This is a genomic window from uncultured Shewanella sp. (assembly GCF_947501225.1).
Taxonomy (GTDB): Bacteria; Pseudomonadota; Gammaproteobacteria; order Enterobacterales; family Shewanellaceae; genus Shewanella.
Genome location: NZ_CANMUW010000015.1, coordinates 63,744 through 88,594 on the forward strand (window position 1 = coordinate 63,744; position 24,851 = coordinate 88,594).

Genomic DNA, 24,851 nt, shown 5'->3' on the forward strand with positions numbered 1-24,851 from the left:
CCTTTAACAGAATAACTGTCGAATCAACCCACAGATTAGATCTACTTTATCCACATATTACGATCTACAATGATAAATATGTGGATAAGGTATTATTTTGATCTGATCAAAGCCTGTATTATTCAACACCCGATCGGTTCAATGATCCACCTTGTGGATAACTAGGCGATCTATCCCCAAGCTTATTTTAGTTTGATCGTTAATAGATCACAGGATCTGATCGCGATTAACCACTGATAATAAAGGTAAATATTGATTACCCACAGAAATTCGCGATCTTAATAGTAAGAACAATAAAGGATCTATATAAAGATCTTAAGATCTATTAAGCGGATCCTCTTGCGATCGAAACACTGAAATTGATCATTCACCTAAGATGAATCAAATGCTAAAATGCTCTGCTCGAATTTACAGTTTGTTCTTTACCAACTCAGTTTTAATTTAAGGTTTACTCATGCATTTTCATGAACGGTTTGATGTAATTGTAGTAGGTGGTGGTCATGCCGGCACTGAAGCCGCATTAGCCGCTGCGCGAATGGGATCCAAAACCCTGTTATTGACCCATAACATCGATACCTTAGGACAGATGTCCTGCAATCCAGCCATCGGTGGAATCGGTAAAGGACACTTAGTTAAAGAGATTGATGCCCTGGGCGGCGCAATGGCCATTGCAACCGACTACGCCGGTATTCAATTCCGTACGCTTAACTCATCAAAAGGTCCGGCCGTCAGAGCAACACGTGCACAAGCCGACAGAGCCCTTTATCGAGCTAAGATCCAGGAAATTCTGCAAAACCAGCCTAACTTAAGACTGTTTCAACAAGCTGTAGACGATCTTATTGTTGAAAACGGTAAGGTGACCGGTGTTGTGACTCAGATGGGGCTGGCTTTCGAAGCTCCGGCAGTCGTATTAACCGCTGGTACCTTCCTTAGCGGAAAGATCCATATCGGATTACAGAATTACAGCGGTGGACGAGCCGGTGATCCACCATCGATCGCCCTCGCCGATCGTCTGCGTGAACTCCCGATCCGTATCGGACGTCTGAAAACCGGAACACCACCGAGAATCGACGCGAATACCATTAATTTTGAGCTGATGAGCGAACAGAAAGGCGATAACCCACTACCTGTGATGTCGTTTATCGGTGATGTCAGTCACCATCCCCGTCAGATCTCCTGTTTCGTTACACATACTAACGAGCGTACACACGATATTATTCGTGGCGGTCTGGATAGAAGCCCTATGTATTCAGGGGTTATCGAAGGTGTGGGTCCACGTTACTGCCCTTCCATCGAAGATAAGATCAATCGCTTTGCAGACAAGAACTCGCATCAGATCTTTATCGAGCCTGAGGGGTTAAATACCAACGAGATCTATCCTAATGGTATCTCCACCAGTCTCCCTTTCGATGTACAGTTGAATCTGGTTCGTTCTATCAAGGGAATGGAAAACGCCGAGATCATTCGACCCGGTTATGCCATCGAATATGATTACTTCGATCCAAGGGATCTGAAAAACTCTTTGGAGACAAAGAGTATTCAGGGGTTATTTTTTGCCGGACAGATAAACGGTACCACAGGTTACGAAGAGGCCGGAGCTCAGGGACTTCTGGCTGGTATGAACGCTTCGTTGCAGGTTCAGGGCAAGGAGAGTTGGTGCCCCCGCCGTGATGAAGCCTATCTTGGCGTGTTGGTAGACGATCTGTCGACACTGGGAACCAAAGAACCCTACCGTATGTTTACCAGTCGTGCTGAATATCGCTTATTGCTTCGTGAAGATAACGCCGATCTGCGTTTGACCGAGAAAGGGCGTGAAATTGGATTGGTCGATGACGATCGCTGGGCTAAGTTCAATGAGAAGCGCGAGTCTATTGAGCAGGAGCTACAACGTCTGAGAAGTCAGTGGGTACATCCAAACTCACCGCTGCTCGATGTATTAAATCCAGAGCTTAATACGCCTATCTCCCGTGAGGCTTCTTTTGAAGATCTGCTGCGTCGTCCTGAGATGGATTACCCTAAACTAATGAGTTTAGAAGGTTTTGGCCCAGGCCTTGAAGATCAGCGTGCCGCCGAGCAGGTACAGATCCAGGTTAAATATTCCGGTTATATTCAGCGTCAACAGGATGAGATCGATAAGGCTGTTAAGCATGAAACGACAGGCTTGCCACTGACACTTGATTATCAGGAGGTTCCGGGTCTTTCGAACGAGGTGATAGCTAAACTTAACGATCATAAACCTGAAACAATCGGTCAGGCCTCGAGAATTTCCGGAATGACGCCGGCAGCAATCTCAATTTTGCTGGTACACCTGAAGCGTCGCGGTCTGTTACGTAAAAACCCTTCTAAAAGCTAATTTATTTGCCTGTAAGGGAAGCCAAAGCCCATTTATATTGGCTTTTAGCGCTTCCCTTAGTGTTTTCGGCACTTCATAATGTCAACAGTTTCGATTTACGTACGCTATTAAGGATTAATCCTGTGTTATCTGCCCAATTAGATGAGTATCTGGCTGAAATGAATCTGTCTGCAACCGAGCAGCAGAAGAAGCAGCTTATCGGTTTTGTTGAGATGCTCAACAAGTGGAATAAAGCCTATAACCTGACCTCTATTCGGGATCCGCAGCAGATGCTGATCAGACATATCATGGATAGCCTGGCCGTATCGCCCCATCTCGAGGGAGAGCATTTTATCGATGTTGGTACAGGGCCGGGTCTACCCGGGATCCCGTTAGCCATTATGAATCCGGATAAAAGTTTCGTCCTGTTGGACAGCTTAGGTAAGCGGATCCGCTTTCAGAAACAGGTTCAGCATGAGTTAGGCATTAACAATATCAGCTCGGTGGAGAGTCGGGTTGAGGCTTTTGAGCCCGAGACAAAATTTGATGGTGTCTTGAGTCGCGCATTTGCATCGATTGAAGATATGCTGCATTGGTGCCATCACCTTCCGGCAGATAACGGGTGTTATTATGCCCTCAAGGGGCAGCTGGCAGAGGATGAGATGGCGAAACTTCCTGAAGAGTTTGAAGTTACCGATATTATCGAACTCAAGGTTCCTCGCCTCGATGAGCAGCGACACCTATTGAGAGTTATCAAAAAATAGCGATAAAGTTGCATTTTCTTCATGGTTCAAGCAATTTGGTATGGGTTTCAATAGTGTCGATTATACGAACGCGACATACAGGATGGTATTGTGGGTAAAGTGATTGCGGTAGCTAACCAGAAAGGTGGCGTCGGAAAAACTACAACTTGTGTGAATCTTGCGGCTTCATTGGCCGCAACTAAGCGCAAAGTATTGCTGATCGATCTCGATCCTCAGGGGAATGCGACCATGGGAAGTGGTATCGATAAGTACAGTGTCGATAACACAGCCTATGAATTATTGGTCGATGAGAAATCTTTTGATGAAGTTGTGTACAAAGATACCAACGGAAAGTATGACCTGATTGCCGGTAACGGTGATGTTACCGCCGCAGAGATCAAACTTATGGAGTTCTTTGCCCGGGAAATTAGATTAAGAAATGCGCTGGCACCGGTAAAAGGCGATTATGATTTCATCTTTATCGATTGTCCGCCTTCGTTAAACATGCTGACGGTTAACGCCATGTCTGCCGCAGACTCAGTTTTGGTGCCTATGCAGTGTGAGTATTATGCGCTGGAGGGCCTGACCGCACTGATGGATACCATCAGCAAGCTGGGCGCCATGGTTAATCCTGGTCTGCATATCGAGGGGATCTTACGCACCATGTACGATCCGCGTAACCGGTTATCTAACGACGTATCAGACCAGCTAAAACAGCATTTCGGCGAAAAAGTTTACCGAACCGTCATTCCCAGAAATGTCAGGTTAGCGGAAGCACCAAGTTTTGGGGCTCCGGCAATGTATTACGATAAATCCAGCGCTGGAGCTAAGGCTTATCTTGCTCTGGCTGGAGAGATTATTCGTCGTGCAGAACAGCACGAACAGGTTGAGCAAGCTTAAACAAAGGCAGTGGAAATGACAGTAAAAAAACGCGGTTTGGGTAAGGGTCTAGATGCATTACTCAGCACTAGTCACGCGGCAAACAGTAAGCCAGCACCAAAGGCTGAAGTTGTTGATAAGTCAGTTGAAAATGATGATTTATTGATGCTTGATATAGACCTGATGCAGCCTGGTAAATACCAACCTCGTAAAGATATGTCACCTGAGGCACTGGAGGAGCTTTCTGAGTCAATTAAAGCCCAGGGCATCATTCAGCCTGTTGTCGTCCGTAAGATCTCTCCCGAAAAATATGAGATCATCGCCGGTGAACGCCGCTGGCGCGCCGCGCAGATTGCCCAACTTGAGCAGATCCCCTGTATTGTTAAGCAGGTGCCCGATGAGTCGGCTGTCGCCATCGCCCTGATCGAAAATATTCAGCGTGAAGATCTGAATGCGATGGAGGAAGCGATCGCCCTGCAACGCTTGATGGAGGAGTTTAGCCTTACTCATCAACAGATCGCCGATGCCGTTGGTAAGTCTCGTGCTACCGTCTCTAACCTGCTGCGTTTAAATGGCCTCAACGAGCCTGTTAAGCGCATGCTGGAGTATGGTGATATCGATATGGGCCATGCCCGTGCCCTGCTTGCTATCGAGGGAGATGAGCAGACGACAATAGCAAGATTAGTCTCTTCCAAAGAATTAACTGTTCGTGAAACTGAACGATTAGTTACTAAAACACTAAATCCACCTAAAATTGCAGATAAACCTGCAAAAGATCACGATGTAGCCCGTCTTGAAAGTCAATTAGTCGAACGTCTAGGCGCAAAAGTTTCTATTAGCCACAATAAAAAAGGCAAAGGAAAATTGGTAATTAATTATCAAGATCTTGCTGAATTAGACGGTATTATCGACAGAATTCGCTAAAAAATCGACGTTATCGTCATATTATGTAACTTTGTGACATGTGTTAATTTTGCACTTTTACACTATTGGCGTTAGATCACGCTAAAAGACTCGATTTTCCTCAGCTTAAACTTGCTTTGAAGGCCCGAAAAGGTATACTTTCGCAAGCTTTTTTGTCGCTAGAGATTATTCGGATATTTGTCATCCGGTCATCGAAACAATAAAGCGTAGATGCGGAGAGGATAAATTGAGTAAGGTTTTAGCACGTCGTGGCCGGTGGTCTGCCTATAAGTTGGTTTTGATGCAGGCGGCGATGGCTGGGGGTGCTTCAGTTTTCTTTTTCGCCATGTGGGGAGCTCAGTCTGGCCTGTCTGCCTTGGCAGGTGGCGCTATCGCTGTACTTCCTAATTTTGTATTCGCAACCCTCGCTTTTTCCCATACGGGAGCAAGTTCAGCAGGAAAGGTCATGAAGACTTTTTACTGGGGGGAAGCGGTAAAGTTGCTGTTAACCATAGCTATGTTCTCGCTGGTGTTTATCAACTTTGAGGTTGGCTTTATGCCACTTTTTGTTTGTTATACCTTAGCGTTAATCGTGCATTGGACGGCTCCTTTATTTTTCAAGCAAAGTAAAGTGGGATGAATCATGGCTGCAACTGGTGAAGCGTTAACACCGCAGGGCTATATCCAGCACCACCTTACCAACTTAAGTGTTGGTGAAGGCTTCTGGACATGGCATATTGATTCGTTGCTCTTTTCGGTTGGGCTTGGTGTTCTGTTCTTATGGCTGTTCCGTAGCGTTGGAAAGAAGGCAACTACAGGTGTTCCCGGTAAACTTCAGTGTTTTATCGAGATGATCGTCGAGTTTGTCGATTCAAGCGTGAAAGAAACCTTCCATGGCCGCAATCCTGTTATTGCTCCGTTGGCATTAACGATTTTTATATGGGTGTTCATGATGAACTTCATGGATATGGTTCCAGTTGACTGGATCCCATCACTGGCTGCTGCAGCTGGTATCCCTTATATGAAAGTGGTTCCAACGACCGACCTTAACATTACCTTTAGCTTAGCTATCGGTGTGTTTGTGCTGATTATCTACTACAGCATTAAAGTCAAAGGCGTTTCAGGTTTTGTTAAAGAGCTGACATTGCAGCCTTTTAACCATTGGGCAATGATACCCGTCAACCTTCTGCTAGAAACCGTAACTCTGATTGCTAAGCCGATCTCATTGGCATTGCGTCTATTCGGTAACTTATATGCAGGTGAGTTGATCTTCATTCTTATTGCGTTGATGTATGGTGCTAACATGGCGTTATCTGCCCTGGGTGTTTCATTACAACTAGGTTGGTTAATTTTCCATATTTTGGTTATCACTCTACAGGCGTTTATTTTCATGATGCTGACAATTGTTTATCTAAGCATGGCGCATGAAGATCATTAAGAATTGCTGAAGAAATTTTTTTTAGCTAAATCAAAAATTAACAAGATTTAGAATATTTGGAGATAGAGATGGAAACTGTTCTAGGCATGACAGCTATTGCTGTTGCTCTGCTAATTGGTATGGGTGCACTAGGTACCGCTATCGGTTTTGGCCTGCTAGGTGGTAAGTTCTTGGAAGGCGCTGCACGTCAACCAGAAATGGCTCCTATGCTACAAGTTAAAATGTTCATCGTTGCGGGTCTTCTTGATGCTGTAACTATGATCGGTGTTGGTATCGCATTATTCATGCTATTCACTAACCCTCTTGGTGCAATGCTGTAATAAACGCTTCTGTCTTTAATTTAAATAGGAGGCTGTTGTGAATATCAACGCTACCCTACTCGGTCAGACGGTTGCCTTTATTATCTTCGTGTGGTTCTGCATGAAGTTTGTTTGGCCTCCTTTGATGAATGCCATCGAAGAGCGTCAAAAAAGGATTGCCGACGGTCTAGCTGATGCTGATCGTGCCGTAAAAGACCTGGAGTTGGCTCAGTCTAAAGCTACTGATCAACTAAAAGAAGCCAAAGCTACTGCTAACGAGATCATTGAGCAAGCGAACAAACGTAAAGCTCAGATCGTCGATGAAGCAAAAGCCGAAGCAGATGCTGAGCGCGCTAAAATTATCGCTCAGGGTCAAGCAGAAATTGAAGCTGAACGTAATCGCGTGAAAGAAGACTTGCGTAAGCAAGTGGCTACTCTGGCTATCACAGGTGCAGAGAAGATTCTTGAGCGTTCGATCGATGAAGCCGCCCACAGTGACATAGTTAACAAACTTGTTGCTGAACTTTGATAAGGAGTTTTGAGTTATGGCTGAAATAACCACCATCGCTCGTCCTTACGCAAAGGCAGCTTTTGATTATGCCATTGAGAATAATGCAGTAGAAAGTTGGGCCGAAATGCTTAGCTTCGCGGCCATGGTGAGTGAAAACGAAACCATGCAGCCCCTGCTAACTGGCGGATTAGCCAGTAACAAGCTTGCAGAACTCTTTATCGGAGTTTGTGGTGAGCAGGTCAATGAGCAAGGTCAGAATCTGTTAAAGGTAATGGCTGAAAACGGTCGTTTAGAAGTGCTACCTGCTGTTTCTCAGCAATTTGTTGAGATGCAATTAGAGTGGGCTAAAGAAGTTGAAGCATGTGTTGTTTCGGCTACAGAGCTTACCTCTGAGCAACAACAGGAAATTAGCGTTTCTCTAGAGAAACGTCTCGCACGCAAAGTTAAGCTGAATTGCAGCATAGATGCCAGCCTTATTGCTGGTTTAATTATCACGGCAGGAGACCTGGTCATCGATGGCTCGGTTCGCGGCAAAGTTTCGCGTCTGTCTGATACGCTGCAATCGTAATTGGGAGTTTGAGCATGCAACTGAATTCCACTGAAATCAGCGATCTGATTAAACAGCGGATCGAGCAGTTCGAAGTCGTTAGTGAGACTCGCAACGAAGGTACTATCGTTGCAGTAAGTGACGGCATCATCCGCATCCACGGCCTGGCCGATGTCATGCAGGGTGAGATGATCGAACTGCCTGGTAACCGTTTTGCAATCGCGTTGAACTTAGAACGTGATTCTGTCGGTGCCGTAGTTATGGGCCCTTATGCCACGTTGGCAGAAGGCGATAAAGTAAAAACAACTGGTCGTATTTTGGAAGTCCCGGTTGGCCGTGGTCTATTAGGCCGTGTAGTCAACACCTTGGGTGAGCCAATTGACGGAAAAGGACCTGTCGATAATGACGGTTTCTCTCCTGTTGAAGTAATCGCACCAGGTGTTATTGAGCGTAAATCAGTAGACCAGCCAGTACAAACTGGTTATAAAGCCGTTGACTCTATGATCCCAATCGGTCGTGGACAACGTGAATTGGTTATTGGTGACCGTCAGACTGGTAAAACAGCTTTGGCGATCGACGCTATTATCAATCAGAAAGATTCAGGCATTAAATGTGTATACGTAGCGGTAGGCCAGAAGGCTTCTACAATCGCTAACGTTGTACGTAAGCTTGATGAGCACGGCGCTTTGGCGAACACCATTGTTGTAGTTGCGACTGCTTCTGAAGCAGCAGCACTTCAATACTTGGCTCCATACTCTGGTTGTTCAATGGGTGAGTACTTCCGCGATCGCGGTGAAGATTCACTTATTGTTTATGATGATCTTTCTAAGCAAGCTGTTGCTTACCGTCAGATCTCATTGCTACTTAAGCGTCCACCAGGACGTGAAGCATACCCAGGTGATGTATTCTATCTTCACTCTCGCCTGTTAGAGCGTGCTTCACGCGTTAACACCGAGTATGTTGAGAAGTTCACTAAAGGTGAAGTTAAAGGCCAGACTGGTTCTTTGACTGCTCTACCGATTATTGAAACTCAAGCGGGTGACGTATCTGCATTCGTACCGACTAACGTAATTTCGATTACCGATGGTCAGATCTTCCTTGAAACAGACCTATTTAACTCAGGCCTACGTCCTGCTGTTAACCCAGGTATCTCGGTTTCTCGTGTTGGTGGTGCGGCTCAGACTAAGATCATCAAGAAACTGTCTGGTGGTATCCGTACCGCTCTTGCACAGTATCGAGAGCTTGCAGCGTTCTCACAGTTTGCGTCTGACTTAGATGATGCAACTCGTGCTCAGCTTGAGCATGGTGAGCGTGTTACCGAACTTATGAAGCAAAAGCAATATGCGCCTATGAGCGTAGCCGACCAGTCTGTGTCTATTTTCTCAGCTGAAAAAGGTTACCTACAGAACGTTGAGCTAGCTAAAATCGGTGATTTCGAAGCGTCTCTGCTCTCTTTCATGAACAGCGAGCATGCTGACCTTATGAAGACCATCAACGAAACCGGCACTTATAATGCCGATATCGAAGGTGAGTTGAAGGCCGGCCTCGACAAGTTCGTTGAAACCCAAACCTGGTAAAAACAGAGGTGTCGTAAGGCGCCTCAGGTCCAGATTGGAGAGTTAAGATGGCCAACGCTAAAGAGATTAAAACCAAGATCGCGAGTGTTCAGAACACTCAGAAGATCACGTCTGCAATGGAGATGGTTGCCGCGAGTAAAATGCGTAAAGCACAAGATCGCATGGCAGCGAGTCGTCCATATGCAGAAAATATGCGTAAGGTGATCGGTCACGTGGCGCAAGGTTCTCTCGAATATAAGCATCCATATTTGGAAGTGAGAGAGGCCAAGCGGGTTGGTTACATTGTTGTATCAACCGACCGTGGTCTTTGTGGTGGTCTGAACGTTAACCTTTTCAAGAAGGTTGTCGCAGACGTGAAGAGCCAGCGAGAGCAAGGCGTAGAAGTCGAATTCTGCCCAATTGGTGCTCGCAGTGTACAGTTCTTCAATAGCTTCGGCGGACAGGTATCTGCATACGCTTCAGGTTTAGGTGACGCACCGTCGTTAGCTGACTTGATCGGTACAGTACGTGTCATGCTACAAGCATACAACGAAGGCACATTGGATCGTCTGTACGTAGTATTCAACAAGTTTGTGAATACTATGAGCCAGACTCCTGTGATCGAACAGCTGCTACCGTTGCCTAAGTCAGAGGTAGATGAGGTTTCTCATCACTGGGACTACCTATACGAGCCAGATCCAAAAGATCTTTTGGAAACTTTACTGGTACGTTATGTGGAGTCGCAGGTTTACCAAGGTGTTGTTGAGAATATTGCATCTGAGCAAGCGGCCCGTATGGTTGCGATGAAAGCTGCAACAGACAACGCTGGTGACCTTATCAGTGACTTGGAGCTGGTCTATAACAAAGCCCGTCAGGCTGCGATTACGCAGGAACTGTCGGAAATTGTTTCAGGTGCCGCTGCCGTTTAGGTTAGGTAACGAATAAAAGTTTTAGAGGATTAATCATGAGCACAGGTACTGTTGTCCAAGTAATTGGCGCGGTTGTGGACGTTGAGTTTCCACATGATGCCGTACCTCAGGTATATGACGCTCTAGAGATCAAAAGTGAAGGATTGGTGCTGGAAGTTCAGCAGCAGCTTGGTGGTGGTGTAGTTCGTACCATTGCTATGGGTTCTTCAGATGGTCTGCGTCGTGGTGTTGAGGTTGTAAACTCTGGTTCACCAATTTCAGTTCCGGTTGGGGAGAAGACCCTAGGCCGTATTATGAACGTATTGGGTGAGCCAGTGGATGAAGCGGGTGCTATCGGTGAGGATGAACGTTATGTTATCCACCGTGAAGCTCCTTCATACGAAGATCAGTCAAACGTAACTGAACTCTTAGAGACTGGTATCAAGGTTATCGACCTTGTATGTCCATTCGCTAAGGGTGGTAAAGTTGGTCTGTTTGGTGGTGCTGGTGTTGGTAAGACCGTCAACATGATGGAACTTATTAACAACATCGCTAAAGCGCACTCTGGTTTATCAGTTTTCGCCGGTGTAGGTGAGCGTACTCGTGAGGGTAACGACTTCTACTACGAGATGGAAGATTCAGGAGTACTCGATAAAGTGGCCATGGTATATGGTCAGATGAACGAGCCTCCAGGAAACCGTCTACGTGTGGCACTGACTGGTCTGACTATGGCCGAGAAGTTCCGTGACGAAGGTAAAGACGTTCTTTTCTTCGTTGATAACATCTATCGTTACACCTTGGCGGGTACGGAAGTATCTGCACTGCTAGGCCGTATGCCTTCAGCAGTAGGTTACCAGCCAACACTGGCTGAAGAGATGGGTGTACTTCAGGAGCGTATTACATCGACTAAGACAGGGTCTATTACCTCTGTTCAAGCCGTATACGTACCTGCGGATGACTTGACGGATCCGTCACCAGCAACAACTTTCGCTCACTTAGACGCGACTGTTGTATTGTCACGTAACATTGCTTCTCTGGGTATCTACCCAGCGGTTGACCCACTGGATTCGACTTCACGTCAGCTTGATCCACAGGTTGTTGGCCAAGAGCATTATGATGTTGCTAGTGGTGTACAGACTCAGCTACAACGCTATAAAGAGCTTAAAGATATTATTGCGATTCTAGGTATGGATGAATTATCTGATGAAGATAAGACTACCGTTGCCCGTGCTCGTAAGATTGAAAAATATCTTTCACAGCCTTTCTTCGTTGCTGAAGTATTCACCGGTTCTCCAGGTAAGTACGTTTCTCTTAAAGACACAATCCGTGGCTTCAAGGGCATTCTAGACGGTGAGTATGATCACCTTCCGGAGCAAGCGTTCTACATGGTTGGTTCTATCGACGAAGCCGTTGAGAAAGCTAACAAAAAATAACTAAGTAACTTTACTTAGTTTAAGGAGAACGGATGGCAGCCATGACAGTACAACTTGATATAGTAAGCGCAGAAAGTAGCATCTACTCTGGTCTTGTAGCACACCTGCAAGTAACCGGTAGTGAAGGTGATCTGGGTGTTATGCCTGGTCACGCGCCACTGCTGACACATATCAAACCTGGCATGGCACGCATCGTCAAGCAAGATGGAAGTGAAGAGGTGTTTTATCTTTCGGGTGGTATCCTGGAAGTTCAACCTTTTTCTGTTTCAGTATTGGCTGACGTCGTATTGCGTGCCGATGAGATTGACGAGCAAGCAGCTGTAGAAGCTAAGCGTCGTGCAGAAACCGCACTTGCGGATGCTGGCGCCGACTTCAACTACGCAGCAGCAGCAATTGAGTTAGCTCAGGCTATCGCTCAATTACGCGTTGTCGAAACCATCAGGAAGAACATTGCCAGATAAGGTGATTGTTTGATGAAAAAAGGCGCCTATGGGCGCCTTTTTTGTGTCTGGAACACTTATGCCAAAACCTATGGATGGAAAGTTTTGGTATTTGTTTTTTAATGCTTATCTCTGGCTATTTTGCCCTATCTCTTTGTCAAAGCTGCTCACTTATGGGCATAAGCTCCGCTGCTTTTCCTCGATTTAGAGCAAACTATCAGCGAGCTAATCTATTAAAAAGTTTGAAGCTTGTGTTTTAGTCTTTATGTCCACCAGCTTGCAAGTGTCGAACAGGCGTTGCCGTCGTCTTTGCCTTCTATCTTCTTCTCTTTTCCGTTAAAATCAGCGCACAAAATAGACCTCTTTTTAGATTTTTAAAGCTTTTAGCTCAAGGATAACTCGATGGCATTGAATGTAGTGATTTTGGCCGCAGGCAAGGGAACCCGCATGCGTTCAGATCTTCCTAAAGTTTTACACCCTATCGCCCATAAGAGCATGGTGCTGCATGTGATCGATACCGCCCATGATGTGGGAAGTGACTCGATTCAGTTGGTGTATGGCTATGGTGCTGACAAGCTACAGAGTGCATTAGGCGAACAGCAGCTTAACTGGGTACTGCAGGCTGAGCAGCTAGGCACAGGTCATGCGGTGGCTCAGGCAAATGATAATATCGGTGACGACGACACAGTCTTGATTCTCTATGGCGATGTCCCGCTCATTCAGACTCAGACACTGGAAGCGCTATTAGCTGCTCGTGAAGAGAATGGTCTGGCAATTTTAACCGTTAATCTGCCTAACCCAACAGGCTATGGCCGTATCGTCAGAGAAGCCGGTAAAGTGGTTGGTATTGTCGAGCAGAAAGATGCAAATGCCGAGCAGCTGGCCATTAACGAGATCAACACCGGCATCATGGCAGCCCCGGGTAAGCAACTTAAAGAGTGGCTGGGTCAGTTATCTTCGGATAACGCTCAGGGGGAATACTACCTTACCGATATCGTTGCCATGGCCCATAGAGACGGGGTTTCAATTACGACGGCTCAGCCTGAGTCGGCGATGGAGGTTGAGGGAGCGAACAACCGGGTTCAGCTGGCGCAACTGGAACGTGCTTATCAGGCTCGTGCGGCGCAGAAGCTTATGCTCGAAGGGGCAAACCTGCGTGATCCATCCAGACTCGATATACGCGGCGATGTCACCGTTGGTATGGATGTGATGATAGATGTAAACGTCATCATGCAGGGTAAGGTCACTATCGGTAATAACGTGACTGTTGGAGCGGGCGCCATTCTTATCGATTGTGAGATTGGTGATAATGCCGATATCAAGCCTTACTCTATCGTCGAGAATGCCAAGATAGGCTGTGATGCCAGTGCCGGCCCATTCGCGCGTCTGCGTCCCGGCGCCGAGCTAAAGCGTGATGCCCATATCGGTAACTTCGTCGAGATGAAGAAAGCCGTATTAGGTGAGGGCTCCAAGGCGGGACATCTGGCCTATATTGGCGATGCTCAGATAGGTAGCGGCGTTAATATTGGTGCGGGAACCATTACCTGTAACTACGATGGGGCTAACAAGCACCTTACCGTTATCGAAGATGATGTCTTTGTCGGTAGTGATACTCAACTCGTGGCGCCTGTGACTATCGGTAAGGGAGCCACTTTAGGGGCGGGTTCGACCATCACCAGTAATGTAGCCGAAGGTGAGTTGGTTATCACCCGGGTTAAGCAGCGTCATCTCAGTGGCTGGGCCAGACCGGTTAAGAAGCCTAAAGGCTAAGCTCTGATATGAGCACTGATAGATAGAAGAACGAAGCGACCCGTCCGGGTCGCTTCTTTGTTTTTGCAGCAGTGTTAGCTGGTGATACTTCTAATCAAAAACGCCGATACAAAATGCTGCCTTTGTTATGACGAAGTGCTTGTCTTTTCTGCTGACTTCAATAAGTTTGAGGCCCTCCTCTTTTTAATGTAAAGACGTGTAAATAAACTTAAATAAAAACCATTCTCATTTATATTGCGTTCCAACATTTGTTTGGTATCCATTTTTGAGGTTGGCCATGTCGTTTAAGAGATCATTTAAGTTTTCGTCTATCAGTGTTGCGGTTTTGTCAGCACTTGCCACTATTCCGGCTATTGCCGGGGAGCAAAGCGGTGAGCCGGGTATGGCTAACATTGAGCGTATCAGTGTCACCGGACAGAACTTCAATGACTATAAGGTCGGCAGTGCATCGGGTGCGATGCGTGGCGATATCAGCCTTATGGATACCCCGCAATCTGTGACCGTCATTCCCGACTTTGTCACCGATGAGCAGCTGGCAACTAACCTTTCGGAAGTGCTGGTCAATGATTCCAGTGTTACCGGCGGTAGTGAGAAGTGGAACCGTCAGGTGTTCAACATCCGTGGTTTCGAACTCTCATCCGGTTCCGGTTATCTGATCAATGGTCAGCAGCAGTGGTCGCACTATGTGCAGCCAATCGAGACATTGCAGCAGGTTGAAGTGCTAAAGGGCCCATCGAGCATGCTCTATGGTCAGTCAGGCCCCGGCGGTCTTATCAACATGGTCACCAAGAAACCGACCTACGATACTATGTTCGAACTGGGTTTCGATACCGATGAGCATGGCTCGACCCGTTACCAGTTGGATGCCGGTGGCAGCCTGAATGAAGCTCAAACTATCCGTTACCGCACCGTGCTGGTTAAGCAGGACACACAGTATTGGAGAGAGTATCAGGACGGCACTAATCAGGAACGCGATCGCTGGTTAGGCTACCTGAACCTTGAGTTCGATATCACAGACGATCTTATGTTGTCGCTTAAGTATGACCATACCCAGGATAAGACGGGCATCGATCGTGGTGGCTGGTTAGACAGCAGCGGTGAGCTTATCGGCGGCAGCGATATTATCTGGGATCAGCCATGGGCCTTTACCGACAATACCATCTCCAACATGGGGGCCGATATTGTTTACCACATCAATGATGACTGGAAGGTGAAGGCGGGTTATAACGATCAACAGTTTAATCGTCAGCGTCTGGACTCTTCACCATCACTGATAAGTGGCTCAGAAGACCCATTCACAGACGGTTACTATGTCAGTCCTTTCGATCGCTATGACGATTGGCAGCACAAGACAGGCTATGTCGATTTCGTCGGTAACTTCTCGACCGGTGGGCTGGAGCATCAATTCCTCCTAGGCGCTAACATGCTGGATTACTACTATGGCCAGCTGAAAGAGTCGGGAGATAAGAAGCAGCTGGTCATGCCAGGGCAGCCGCTACCTAAGCCGGACCTCGATTATAACCGCGATGAGACCCTGTATGAGAGTGAATATAAGCACTATGGCTTCTATATTCAGGATCTGATTACTATCAATGATAGCTGGCAGGTGCTGGCTGGCGTGCGTTACGATGAGCAGAAGAAAGAGGGCGCGGGTAACAACAGCTATGCGGTATCGCCAAAGTTTGGTGTGATCTACTCGCCAAGTGCCAACGGCAGCATCTATGTTAACTACTCCAAGAGCTTCACTCCTCAGGGGATCGTCAATGACGAAGAGGATGTTAACAATGGCCTGAACCTGGATCCTGAGTATGGTGAGCAGTATGAGATTGGCACCAAGTGGGAACTGTTCGATGGCAGCCTGCTGTTAACGGGGGCTGTTTTCGATATCACGGTTTCAAATGTCACCGTAACAGAGCAACTTGAAATCACCGATCCAAACGGGAATAACACTGTTACTACGCAATCAGGTGAGCAGCGTCATAAAGGCTTCGAGATGGGGGCACAGGGACAGGTGAGTGACAAGTGGTTCCTCACAGGTTCTATGATGTATCTGGATGCAGAGTACCTGAGACCTGAAAGTGATAGCTTGAATGGTAAGACGCCGGTCGATGCGCCCGAGTGGTCGGCTAATGTCTGGACCCGTTATGAGATGACCGAAGATTTCGCGCTGAACTTCGGTGCCATCTATGTGGGTGAACGCTTCGCCAATACCGACAACACCATCTCGAAAGATAGCTACGTGCGTTTCGATATGGGCGCCGCCTACAGCATGGATGTGATGGGCAGCGATGTGAGTGTTCGCCTGAACATTAAGAACCTGTTCGATGTCGATTATCTGGCCGGCGGCACCAATACCGATGTGACGGTTGGTGAAGGACGTCACTTCGGCTTAGCACTGGAAGCCAAGTTTTAAACCAGGAGTTAAGGTTTAATAAAATGCCGGCAATAGTTTAAAGCGAACAGCGAAAGCCTCTATCCTGGATAGGGGCTTTTTAATTGTGCACATCATTTGAAAGATAACCTTAGTGTCGCCTTCAATGGCTTACGTATTGAGAATAAGTATGTAAAGGCAAGATAATAAAAAGCCCCAATCATAAAATGATCGGGGTTATGGGAATGCTGCACTAGAGCAGGGGAGCCTATGGAATTTTAAGTTGCAGCTTTATTTATATCCATCAAATTGCAGGTTTAGTTCCGTCAAATGGCGTATTTTACTGAGAACGTCAAACGGTTAAGTTCACCGTCGAAACCATCTGTTTTCTCATTATGAGCAAATAGATATTCAATTCCTACACTGAGGGGCGGGACCGGTGAGTAGATCAGGTTGATATTCCCACTATATGAAACTTCATTAACAGGGACCTCAGGTAAGTTATCATAATCAGCTTTGAACCCCGAAACCGTTAGATTGGTACGTAATTTCTCACTCCACCAATGTTGATAAGTTGCTAATCCGGAGATAGTGTTAATCGTACTAGCTTCACCGTTTTCCAGAACTGCGGCATTAACAAACTGCATTGCCAAATAGCGACCAGCACCTTCGCCATAGTTAACCATAAACTTGAATTTATCTCTCCCTGCACCAACAGATATGCTCCCTGACCCCGATGCTGCCCATGCAAATTTAGTTTCATCGATACCATGTTCATCGTACTTCAACTGACGTGCCAGGGCCGCCAGAGTATACTTGCTGCCATTATTGTTGAAATTGTAACGCGCGATGAAATCAGGAATTAGATCGGAGTTGCTGTTGATGAGTGTACCATCAACCGCATTTGTGAAGTTGCTGTTTGGATTCTCCAAGGAAAACTGCCAATTTCCATGGGTATAACGCAGCTGAGGATTGCGAGCAAATACGAGGCCCTCAGGAGCACCTGTAAAATCTAGGGACTCAGGTGCAGCATGGAGGTTGACGAACGTGGTCCAGGTTTGTCCCAATGTCCAGTTGTCAAACCCAATATATGCATGGCGTAGTCTAGGAGAGTAACTATTGGAAATTCTTTCATTTCCATCGGTGTGTAACAGAAAGTCCAATTCCGTAAAGAACTTTAACTTATGTCCATTTAGCTTAGAACTGGCCATAAAATTAAAACGGCTCTCACGGGCTTGAAAGTCGGTGACACGTTTTCCACGATGGCTACCATCACCATATAATGCACCTGGGGCATAGAATTGACGTGCAGGGCTGGCATCACTCGGTGCGCCATTACTGAAGTCGCTGACCATAAAACTAGCTTTTGTAAAGCCACCAAATGCAAAGCTTGTATCATTTAAAGATTGCATGGGTACTGAAGCTTGGGCTAAACACATTGGTAATGAGGTGGTGGCAAAAAGTGCCAAGTTATATAATGCTTTCAAAATTTCATCTCCAGATTATTTATATGTGACAGAACTACAGATGTTTTTATTAGTGATTTATCTGTCTTGTTGTTTGTCCATTCGCTTATTTGATTGCTCAGTTGGTTGTTGTTAACTGTTTTCCTTTGAATTGCCCTATAAAAATATAATTTGTGGAATAAGGGGCTGGTTTTGACATTAGTTACCCGCCCCTTCATATTCATAATGTGAAAGGTAATATTTGCTGGTCTGATAGTTTATTTCGCCATAGACATTAAATTGCTCTGTGAGGCGACCTTCCCTTATTCCACACGGTTTACATAAAAACTTTTTATATAAAACGACAGTGAATATTTTTCCTTATTTGAGAGTTCCTTATCGTTTGTGTTTTTTGAAATTAATATTGTGGCACTGTGCACATAGAGGTTCTTTCGGCTTATGTTCGCCATGACATTCCATGCAAGGAACATTTTTGCCGTAGTGCATATTATTGTGAGGGTTTTGCCACTCTTTATGACCTTGACGAGCCGTTTGCTTGGCTAGAAGATCTATATCGTGACACTGTTGGCAGATATCGTCAGAAGGTAATTTATTTATGCCCTGATCATGACAGGTTTTACAGCCTGAATCATAAACCGTTTCATGGAAATCACGTTTATCTCGAGCTTGGGCTGATAGTGCTATACAGAATCCAAGAATCAGTGTCAGTATTATATTTGATTTCTTCATTTTTATTTTCTCTCTTCTGTGGTTCTGTTCAGGCTTTCATGGCACTACGTGCCGCGGTCATTCCCATAACCAGGCATTCGGTGGATGAGGTGCTCCCCAGGCGACTCACTCCGTGCAGGCCTCCGACAACTTCGCCGGCTGCATACAAACCAGAGATGGGCTTATTGGTTAGGCTGTCGATCACTTGTGCATCGTGGTTGATCTTTACGCCTCCTTGGCAATAGTGCACTTTAGGCCAAAGGTTTACCGCGAGGTAGGGAGCTTCTATGGTTTGCCCGTTTACCAATCCCATGGGTTTGCCAAATTGTTTGTCTTTGTTATTGCGGACATAATTGTTCCACTCTTCAACTTGCAGCTTGAGTGGTTGTAGAGGAATATTAAAGTGTTCTGCAAGAGCATCCAGAGTATCGAACTCCCAGCCAACTTTGTTTTGCAATACTTTATCCATATGCAGTTTACTTTTCTTTTTGGCGTTGGCTTTGCCTGTCAACAGAATACCTGGTAATGGATTGCCCTGTTTGTCCCGGCGAAGCAGTTCTGCATCGGCTCGGGTTTTACGATCGGCAAGCTCGTTCATAAAGCGGCGACCTGTCAACTTGTCAATGGCGATTGAAGTAGGGAAGTTAAGTACGGCATAAACAGGAACGACACCTATGCTGCCCTCGTCAGGGGAGGCCCATGGACCAGACTGGATGTGAGCCATATGTACAGGTATAGCACCGTGGCGGAACATCTCCAGCATGCCCTCCCCAGTAGCCCCCTTATGGTTGGTACAACCTACTTCGTCGGTAAGGGTTGGATCCTGAGCCATGCGAAGTTCTATGTTCTGGGCGAAGCCACCGCAAGCCATGATCACGCCACGGCTGACACGTATGAAAACTTCATCCCCCGCTATGTTTTCGGCGAAGTAGTGGTTTTTTCTCAGTTTTACTCCTTCGATACCGCCTTCATCATTGATTATGAAGCTTTCGAACTTACAGCGGTTTTTCAGTTTAACTCCAATTTTGCGACACTCATTAGTAAGAGGCCTTATAACACCTGCACCACAGTTAACTTTGGTTTGGTAGCTGCGCGGCACGGAGTGCCCACCCAAATGTTCAAGCTTAGGCTTGAATTCGACTCCTGCATCCAGAGTCAATTGCAGCGCCTCGTTTGCATGGGTCGCAACATGACGCAGTAATTCCACATCGGCAACTCCACGTCCCGACTTAATTTGGTCTGCGACCATAGCTTCAATAGAATCCTTAATGCCCATCTCTTTTTGCAGAGGGGAATCTGGTATAGCTGTCAGGCCGCCGTTAATGGTTGAGTTACCACCAAACACCGGCATTTTTTCGAAGACTGTGACAGACTTACAGCCTTGACGAGTGGCTTCTATCGCCGCTGCCAAGCCTGCAAAGCCAGAGCCAATAATGGCGATTTCTATAGTTTCATCCCATTTGATACCATCTGAATTAATAGAGCTGGCTAAAGCTGGAGTGGTCATGGCAACACCTGCAGCGCCAAGCCCCTTAATAAAATGTCTGCGATCTAATAATTTATTACTCATTAAACTCTCTTCTATATTAATTAATCGGCAAGGTTATTTAACGTTGTCTTAAAAGTTACCCTAATTTGTTTGGCTTTTATTGAAAGCAAAATTTCCCTGTGCCAACTAAGTAAAGTAGAAGCAGCGGGCATTATAATGCTTGCTTAAACGAATAAGGTTTTTAGTTGTAATTAACAACGTGGATGCAATGCTAGAGATTAATTAAGTAAAAAACTGTGAGGTTTATCTATAGTTTGTTAATAATAAATTTGAGTGTTATATGTTTTAAAATTTAGATATTTATTATCTTTATAATGAATATATGCCAATTGAATATACCTTGTTAGTAATTCGGTTTTTGCATTTCTCGTCGTTCAAATGTTCGGGTTGTGTATAATTGTTTTTTGTCAGCGATTATTTTTAGGGGGCTTGGGTGGCTGTTTTATGTTTGATAGGGGGGGAGTTTTATATGTTTGTGGTTGGAAGTATATTTGTAAGCATGAGTGTTATAAGTCTGAACTAAATGCAATATTTATTCTGTAGTTCTAGTATTTTTAATTTTATATTGTTCACAAGGCTGGTTGTGAGGTCTGGGTCTGCTGATTTATGGCTCAATAAGTAATAAAATGGCATGGCCTGATTCATTTCGCGTGTCCAGAGATCAGAAATATATATATAGTCCAGTTCTTCTCGCGTTTGTATCAATTCCAGAGATAATACCGATCCCAGGATGCTCAGATCGTCGCTTTGTTCCAGAATATCCAGCAACAACTCAATATTCGATGTCTTTATGGATGTTTTCATTGGCAGATTCAGCTTTTGGGCGATACTTTCGATCAGATGCGAATTGCCTTGGCTTACGGCAAAGTTAAACAAGGCTATTGGGTAGTTGAAAATTGTACTGGGAGTCAATGTCTGAGTGAAAATTGGGTGTCCTTTTCTGCCGACCAGAAACAAATGTTGTGCTTCTGATATCGGGTGTAAATCTACATTATCACTGGTGCTGGCGTTGATAGAGACACAATAGTCCATTTGACCGCGACTGAGCTTTGTTTCGACCTCTGGTGTCCAATCATGGAAATGAAAGACAAGGTTCTTTTGCAGTTCTTCCTGACTTTGACGCAGACAGTCCATTAACAATCGCGAAGTATGATCCTGAACTGCAATGTTTATCTCTTGGATTAAAGGGATGTCATAAGGTTTTATGGCTGCCAAAGTGTCATAGTTGGATAGTATAGATTTCGCTAGGGGGTAAATTTTGTCTGCTATTTTATTGGGCTCCATACCGTATTGTCGCCGGATAAAAAGTACGTCATCAAAAACTTCCCTCAGACAACTTATCGCTCGGCTGACTTTAGGTTGAGAAGTTTGGAGCCGCTGGGCTACGACAGTACTATTTTTTTGCTCATATAGTTCTATCATGACTTTGAGTGTGAATAAGTCGAGCCGGTTTAAGTTTTTAATCATAGGTACGTATAACTAGCTAAATGAGTTTGGGGGCTTTGGAATACTGTTTCAGTTTATAGCTATATTTTGTTTATTGGTACATTGTTTGTTGGAAAGGTGTTGCGCGTCTAAATTTCTCTGACTGAATTAAAGTTATCCTATAGTTGAATATCTGAATTGTTTTTGGGTAATTATTGAGGATATTTATGGTGGGTAATGGAGCCTATTGTATAAAGAATATGAGTCAAAACTTTAAGTGGTTTGAGGTTAAGTTTTTGAAACGCAATACAAAGGTGTTGGGTGGATACTCATTGTACGCGGAACTCTCCTGTAAGATGGAGGAAGGTTCATGAGCACATAACCAGAAAACCAAGCTTATCTTTCTTTACCATCTTTAACCTATTCACACTCCTGAAATTGTTGATCCTGCTCATCTTCGTACCTTGAAGCCTGAGGTTAATGGCTAGATATGGTCAACTCAATACCAGTATCTACCAGGTGGTAGAGCAGTTTAATTTAGCCAAATTAGCTTATAAGGCTGGCAATAAAGTTTCGTTTTATTATAATTCACCTTTCGAAACGAAACTTAAATGAAAGGTTTTATGAACAAACGAAATACTCAACAGCGCCGTCATAGCATTATCACCACATTGACCGAGCAGGGTGAGGTGAGTGTTGATGAGTTGTCCTTACGTTTCGAAACTTCTGAAGTCACAATTCGCAAAGATCTGGCCGCATTGGAAAAAACCGGACTGCTGTTACGCCGATATGGCGGTGCGGTGGCGATACCCGATGAGGTCACTCAGCAGTTCAGCGCCAAGATCGCGCCCAATAAGCTCTCTATTGCCCGAGAGGCGGCTAAGCTGATTAAAGATCATAACCGAATCATCATAGATAGCGGCAGTACCACATCTGGTTTAATCCGCGAGCTCAATGATAAAAGCGGTTTGGTGGTGATGACTAACTCGTTGCAGCTGGCCAATGCGGTTCACGAACTTGAAAATGAACCGACATTATTGATGACCGGTGGAACCTGGGATCCTCACTCTGAGTCATTTCAGGGGCAAATTGCCGAGCAGGTATTGCGCTCCTATAACTTCGATCAGCTCTTTATCGGAGCCGACGGTATCGACCTTGAGCGTGGCACCACTACCTTCAATGAGCTTACAGGGTTGAGCCAGGTGATGGCCGAGGTGTCCTGTGAGGTGGTGGTCATGCTTGAGTCTGAAAAGCTGGGTAGACGCATTCCCAACTTAGAGCTGGCTTGGAGTAACATCAGTGTATTGGTGACCGATGAAAAGTTAGCTGCCGAGGCAGTAGAAACAATTTCAAACCATGGGGTGCGGGTGATTCTCGCGCCCTTTGCAGTTTAATCACTTATTTAAATTATCAGGTAAACAGTATGTGTGGAATCGTTGGCGCAGTAGCGCAAAGAGATGTAGCAGAGATCTTGCTGGAAGGTCTTAAACGTCTGGAGTATAGAGGATATGATTCGGCCGGTGTTGCCGTTATTCAAGACGGTATCCTCAGCAGCACCCGCCGCGTCGGTAAGGTGCAGGAGCTTTCGGCTGCTTTAGAGGAGGCGCCGGTTTCTGGTGGAACTGGTATTGCTCATACCCGCTGGGCCACTCATGGTGAGCCGAGTGAGCGTAACGCTCACCCACATCAGTCTGAAGGTGATATCGCGGTAGTACACAATGGTATTATCGAGAATCACAGCAAGCTGCGTGAGATGCTTAAAGGTTTAGGTTACAGCTTTGCATCTGACACAGATACCGAAGTTATCTGTCACTTAGTGCATCATGAGCTTAAGTCTTGCGACACCTTGCTTGCAGCGGTTCAGGCTACGGTTAAACAGTTAGAGGGCGCCTACGGCACCGTAGTTATCGATCGCCGTGACAGTGAGCGTATGATCGTTGCCCGCAGTGGTAGCCCGCTGGTTATCGGTTATGGTTTGGGAGAGAACTTTGTCGCTTCCGACCAGCTTGCTCTTCTGCCGGTTACCCGCTCTTTCGCCTTCCTGGAGGAGGGAGATGTTGCCGAGGTGATGCGCCGCGAAGTTAATATCTTCGATGTTGACGGTAATGCGGTCGAGCGTGAGATAAAAGAGTCGGAAGTGACCCATGATGCGGGTGACAAGGGCGAATACCGTCACTACATGCTGAAAGAGATCTATGAGCAGCCCCGTGCTATCTCTCATACGCTGGAGGGACGCATCGCCGCGGGTACCGTACTGGATACCGCTTTCGGTGAGAACGCGGCCGACTTTCTTAAAGACATTAAACACGTACAGATCATCGCCTGTGGTACCAGTTATCATGCGGGCATGGCTGCGCGCTACTGGTTAGAGGATTGGGCTGGCGTCTCCTGTAACGTGGAGATCGCATCTGAGTTCCGTTACCGCAAGTCGCACATGTTCCCCAACAGCCTGTTGGTGACCATCTCTCAGTCTGGTGAGACCGCCGATACCTTAGCGGCGCTTCGCTTAGCTAAAGAGATGGGCTACAAGGCCACTATGACCATCTGTAATGCACCGGGTTCATCTCTGGTCCGCGAATCAGATATGGCATACATGATGAAAGCGGGCGCCGAAATAGGTGTTGCCTCGACCAAGGCATTTACCGTACAGCTCGCCGGTTTGTTAATGCTTACCGGCGTGATTGGCCGTCATAATGGTATGTCTGCCGAGATGCAGGCGAAGATCACTCAAAGCCTGCAGTCTATGCCAGCCAAGGTAGAGCAGGCTCTGGGGCTGGATGACGCTATCGCCGAGCTTGCCGAAGATTTCGCCGATAAGCATCATGCTCTGTTCCTGGGCCGTGGCGATCAATACCCTATCGCGATGGAGGGGGCGCTTAAGCTTAAAGAGATCTCCTACATTCACGCCGAAGCCTATGCTTCGGGTGAGCTAAAACATGGACCATTAGCGTTAATCGATGCCGATATGCCGGTGATCGTGGTTGCACCGAATAATGAGCTGTTAGAGAAACTAAAATCTAACGTAGAAGAGGTACGTGCTCGCGGTGGCCTGATGTATGTCTTCGCCGATGTCGATGCCGAATTTGAGTCAGATGACACCATGAAGGTGATCCCTGTGCCTCATTGTGATGAGTTCATGGCTGCGCTGATCTATACCATCCCGATGCAGTTACTGTCATACCATGTGGCACTGATCAAAGGTACTGACGTGGATCAGCCACGTAACCTGGCTAAGTCTGTAACGGTAGAGTAAGCCTCAACCGTTAAGCTGTAACCACATAAAGCTCCTGCCGGATTGGGTCTGACAGGAGCTTTTATTTTTATTGCCTTGGTAGAACGTGATAAAGGGGAAGAGCAATGACGATTGTACTGGCAACCTACCATGTTGTAGATTCGTGCCCCTGAACCTATAGTCATATCTTTGCTCGGGATTATTAATCATTCTGGGTTATCCTGATTGATTTTTTTGAAAAAATATTTGAGTAATCTTATCTCTGTAAATTAAATCTCTCACCTTCCTCAAAAGTGCAGTGCTAGAGTGTTATCCTTCGCTATATCTGGGGTTTAGCTTTG

At 46.0% G+C, this 24,851-nt stretch carries 21 protein-coding genes; 17 read left to right on the top strand and 4 right to left on the bottom strand.

The window, feature by feature from the left end; all coding sequences use genetic code 11:
* Window positions 1–454: 454 nt before the first annotated feature.
* The 15 genes from mnmG (at window position 455) to Q1B47_RS17945 (ending at window position 16,172) form a co-directional block, all read left to right on the top strand.
* Window positions 455–2,353, top strand: a complete 1,899-nt coding sequence (gene mnmG, locus Q1B47_RS17875) for a tRNA uridine-5-carboxymethylaminomethyl(34) synthesis enzyme MnmG (RefSeq protein ID WP_299796684.1) — start codon at window positions 455–457, stop codon at window positions 2,351–2,353.
* A 122-nt stretch (window positions 2,354–2,475) separates the two neighbouring features.
* Window positions 2,476–3,096, top strand: coding sequence for a 16S rRNA (guanine(527)-N(7))-methyltransferase RsmG (gene rsmG, locus Q1B47_RS17880; RefSeq protein ID WP_299796687.1), 621 nt, complete (start codon window positions 2,476–2,478; stop codon window positions 3,094–3,096).
* Window positions 3,097–3,186: 90 nt separating this feature from the next.
* A complete protein-coding gene (locus tag Q1B47_RS17885; protein WP_299796690.1) occupies window positions 3,187–3,975 on the top strand; it encodes a ParA family protein in 789 nt (262 codons plus the stop codon).
* 15 nt (window positions 3,976–3,990) lie between these two features.
* Window positions 3,991–4,878, top strand: a complete 888-nt coding sequence (locus Q1B47_RS17890) for a ParB/RepB/Spo0J family partition protein (RefSeq protein ID WP_299796693.1) — start codon at window positions 3,991–3,993, stop codon at window positions 4,876–4,878.
* A 226-nt stretch (window positions 4,879–5,104) separates the two neighbouring features.
* On the top strand, window positions 5,105–5,497 hold the full coding sequence (locus Q1B47_RS17895; protein ID WP_299796695.1) for an ATP synthase subunit I: 393 nt from the start codon (window positions 5,105–5,107) through the stop codon (window positions 5,495–5,497).
* A gap of 3 nt (window positions 5,498–5,500) precedes the next feature.
* Entirely contained in the window at window positions 5,501–6,295 is a 795-nt protein-coding gene (atpB, locus tag Q1B47_RS17900) for a F0F1 ATP synthase subunit A (protein WP_299796697.1), read from the top strand.
* 68 nt (window positions 6,296–6,363) lie between these two features.
* Window positions 6,364–6,615 carry a F0F1 ATP synthase subunit C gene (atpE, locus tag Q1B47_RS17905; protein ID WP_011639455.1) on the top strand — a complete coding sequence of 84 codons (252 nt, stop codon included), beginning with the start codon at window positions 6,364–6,366 and terminating at the stop codon, window positions 6,613–6,615.
* A 37-nt stretch (window positions 6,616–6,652) separates the two neighbouring features.
* The gene (gene atpF / locus Q1B47_RS17910; RefSeq protein ID WP_299796713.1) at window positions 6,653–7,123 is read left to right on the top strand and encodes a F0F1 ATP synthase subunit B; all 471 of its coding nucleotides are present in this window, start codon (window positions 6,653–6,655) and stop codon (window positions 7,121–7,123) included.
* A 16-nt stretch (window positions 7,124–7,139) separates the two neighbouring features.
* On the top strand, window positions 7,140–7,673 hold the full coding sequence (atpH, locus tag Q1B47_RS17915; RefSeq protein WP_299796714.1) for a F0F1 ATP synthase subunit delta: 534 nt from the start codon (window positions 7,140–7,142) through the stop codon (window positions 7,671–7,673).
* Window positions 7,674–7,687: 14 nt separating this feature from the next.
* Complete coding sequence (atpA, locus tag Q1B47_RS17920) at window positions 7,688–9,229, top strand: F0F1 ATP synthase subunit alpha (RefSeq protein ID WP_299796716.1); 1,542 nt, start codon at window positions 7,688–7,690, stop codon at window positions 9,227–9,229.
* Between the two features lie 47 nt (window positions 9,230–9,276).
* Window positions 9,277–10,137, top strand: a complete 861-nt coding sequence (atpG, locus tag Q1B47_RS17925) for a F0F1 ATP synthase subunit gamma (RefSeq protein WP_299796718.1) — start codon at window positions 9,277–9,279, stop codon at window positions 10,135–10,137.
* Window positions 10,138–10,172: 35 nt separating this feature from the next.
* Entirely contained in the window at window positions 10,173–11,549 is a 1,377-nt protein-coding gene (gene atpD / locus Q1B47_RS17930) for a F0F1 ATP synthase subunit beta (RefSeq protein WP_299796720.1), read from the top strand.
* Window positions 11,550–11,581: 32 nt separating this feature from the next.
* Window positions 11,582–12,010, top strand: coding sequence for a F0F1 ATP synthase subunit epsilon (locus Q1B47_RS17935; protein WP_299796722.1), 429 nt, complete (start codon window positions 11,582–11,584; stop codon window positions 12,008–12,010).
* 381 nt (window positions 12,011–12,391) lie between these two features.
* Window positions 12,392–13,759, top strand: a complete 1,368-nt coding sequence (glmU, locus tag Q1B47_RS17940) for a bifunctional UDP-N-acetylglucosamine diphosphorylase/glucosamine-1-phosphate N-acetyltransferase GlmU (protein ID WP_299796725.1) — start codon at window positions 12,392–12,394, stop codon at window positions 13,757–13,759.
* A 277-nt stretch (window positions 13,760–14,036) separates the two neighbouring features.
* Window positions 14,037–16,172, top strand: coding sequence for a TonB-dependent receptor (locus tag Q1B47_RS17945; protein WP_299796727.1), 2,136 nt, complete (start codon window positions 14,037–14,039; stop codon window positions 16,170–16,172).
* A gap of 284 nt (window positions 16,173–16,456) precedes the next feature.
* Here the strand turns inward: Q1B47_RS17945 and Q1B47_RS17950 are convergent, their stop codons facing one another.
* The 4 genes from Q1B47_RS17950 to Q1B47_RS17965 form a co-directional block, all read right to left on the bottom strand.
* The gene (locus Q1B47_RS17950; RefSeq protein WP_299796729.1) at window positions 16,457–17,617 is read right to left on the bottom strand and encodes a DcaP family trimeric outer membrane transporter; all 1,161 of its coding nucleotides are present in this window, start codon (window positions 17,615–17,617) and stop codon (window positions 16,457–16,459) included.
* A gap of 354 nt (window positions 17,618–17,971) precedes the next feature.
* Window positions 17,972–18,325, bottom strand: a complete 354-nt coding sequence (locus Q1B47_RS17955) for a cytochrome c3 family protein (RefSeq protein ID WP_299796731.1) — start codon at window positions 18,323–18,325, stop codon at window positions 17,972–17,974.
* A gap of 28 nt (window positions 18,326–18,353) precedes the next feature.
* Window positions 18,354–19,874 (bottom strand): flavocytochrome c, encoded by a 1,521-nt coding sequence (locus tag Q1B47_RS17960; protein WP_299796733.1) that lies wholly within the window; start codon window positions 19,872–19,874, stop codon window positions 18,354–18,356.
* A gap of 498 nt (window positions 19,875–20,372) precedes the next feature.
* Window positions 20,373–21,320: a LysR family transcriptional regulator gene (locus tag Q1B47_RS17965; protein WP_299796735.1), complete on the bottom strand. Its 948-nt coding sequence runs from the start codon at window positions 21,318–21,320 to the stop codon at window positions 20,373–20,375.
* Window positions 21,321–21,901: 581 nt separating this feature from the next.
* Between Q1B47_RS17965 and Q1B47_RS17970 the strand changes: the two genes are divergently transcribed.
* Together Q1B47_RS17970 and glmS are read left to right on the top strand one after the other, a co-directional pair.
* A complete protein-coding gene (locus Q1B47_RS17970) occupies window positions 21,902–22,672 on the top strand; it encodes a DeoR family transcriptional regulator (protein ID WP_299796737.1) in 771 nt (256 codons plus the stop codon).
* 29 nt (window positions 22,673–22,701) lie between these two features.
* On the top strand, window positions 22,702–24,531 hold the full coding sequence (glmS, locus tag Q1B47_RS17975) for a glutamine--fructose-6-phosphate transaminase (isomerizing) (RefSeq protein ID WP_299796739.1): 1,830 nt from the start codon (window positions 22,702–22,704) through the stop codon (window positions 24,529–24,531).
* Window positions 24,532–24,851 lie beyond the last annotated feature (320 nt).

Coding starts and splice junctions, on each gene's coding strand:
- Q1B47_RS17960 (WP_299796733.1), bottom strand. CDS start 19,874: ATGAGTAATAAATTATTAGATCGCAGACATTTTATTAAGGGGCTTGGC.
- atpG (WP_299796718.1), top strand. CDS start 9,277: ATGGCCAACGCTAAAGAGATTAAAACCAAGATCGCGAGTGTTCAGAAC.
- atpE (WP_011639455.1), top strand. CDS start 6,364: ATGGAAACTGTTCTAGGCATGACAGCTATTGCTGTTGCTCTGCTAATT.
- Q1B47_RS17945 (WP_299796727.1), top strand. CDS start 14,037: ATGTCGTTTAAGAGATCATTTAAGTTTTCGTCTATCAGTGTTGCGGTT.
- mnmG (WP_299796684.1), top strand. CDS start 455: ATGCATTTTCATGAACGGTTTGATGTAATTGTAGTAGGTGGTGGTCAT.
- Q1B47_RS17935 (WP_299796722.1), top strand. CDS start 11,582: ATGGCAGCCATGACAGTACAACTTGATATAGTAAGCGCAGAAAGTAGC.
- atpH (WP_299796714.1), top strand. CDS start 7,140: ATGGCTGAAATAACCACCATCGCTCGTCCTTACGCAAAGGCAGCTTTT.
- Q1B47_RS17970 (WP_299796737.1), top strand. CDS start 21,902: ATGAACAAACGAAATACTCAACAGCGCCGTCATAGCATTATCACCACA.
- glmU (WP_299796725.1), top strand. CDS start 12,392: ATGGCATTGAATGTAGTGATTTTGGCCGCAGGCAAGGGAACCCGCATG.
- atpD (WP_299796720.1), top strand. CDS start 10,173: ATGAGCACAGGTACTGTTGTCCAAGTAATTGGCGCGGTTGTGGACGTT.
- glmS (WP_299796739.1), top strand. CDS start 22,702: ATGTGTGGAATCGTTGGCGCAGTAGCGCAAAGAGATGTAGCAGAGATC.
- Q1B47_RS17965 (WP_299796735.1), bottom strand. CDS start 21,320: ATGATTAAAAACTTAAACCGGCTCGACTTATTCACACTCAAAGTCATG.
- Q1B47_RS17955 (WP_299796731.1), bottom strand. CDS start 18,325: ATGAAGAAATCAAATATAATACTGACACTGATTCTTGGATTCTGTATA.
- Q1B47_RS17890 (WP_299796693.1), top strand. CDS start 3,991: ATGACAGTAAAAAAACGCGGTTTGGGTAAGGGTCTAGATGCATTACTC.
- atpB (WP_299796697.1), top strand. CDS start 5,501: ATGGCTGCAACTGGTGAAGCGTTAACACCGCAGGGCTATATCCAGCAC.
- atpA (WP_299796716.1), top strand. CDS start 7,688: ATGCAACTGAATTCCACTGAAATCAGCGATCTGATTAAACAGCGGATC.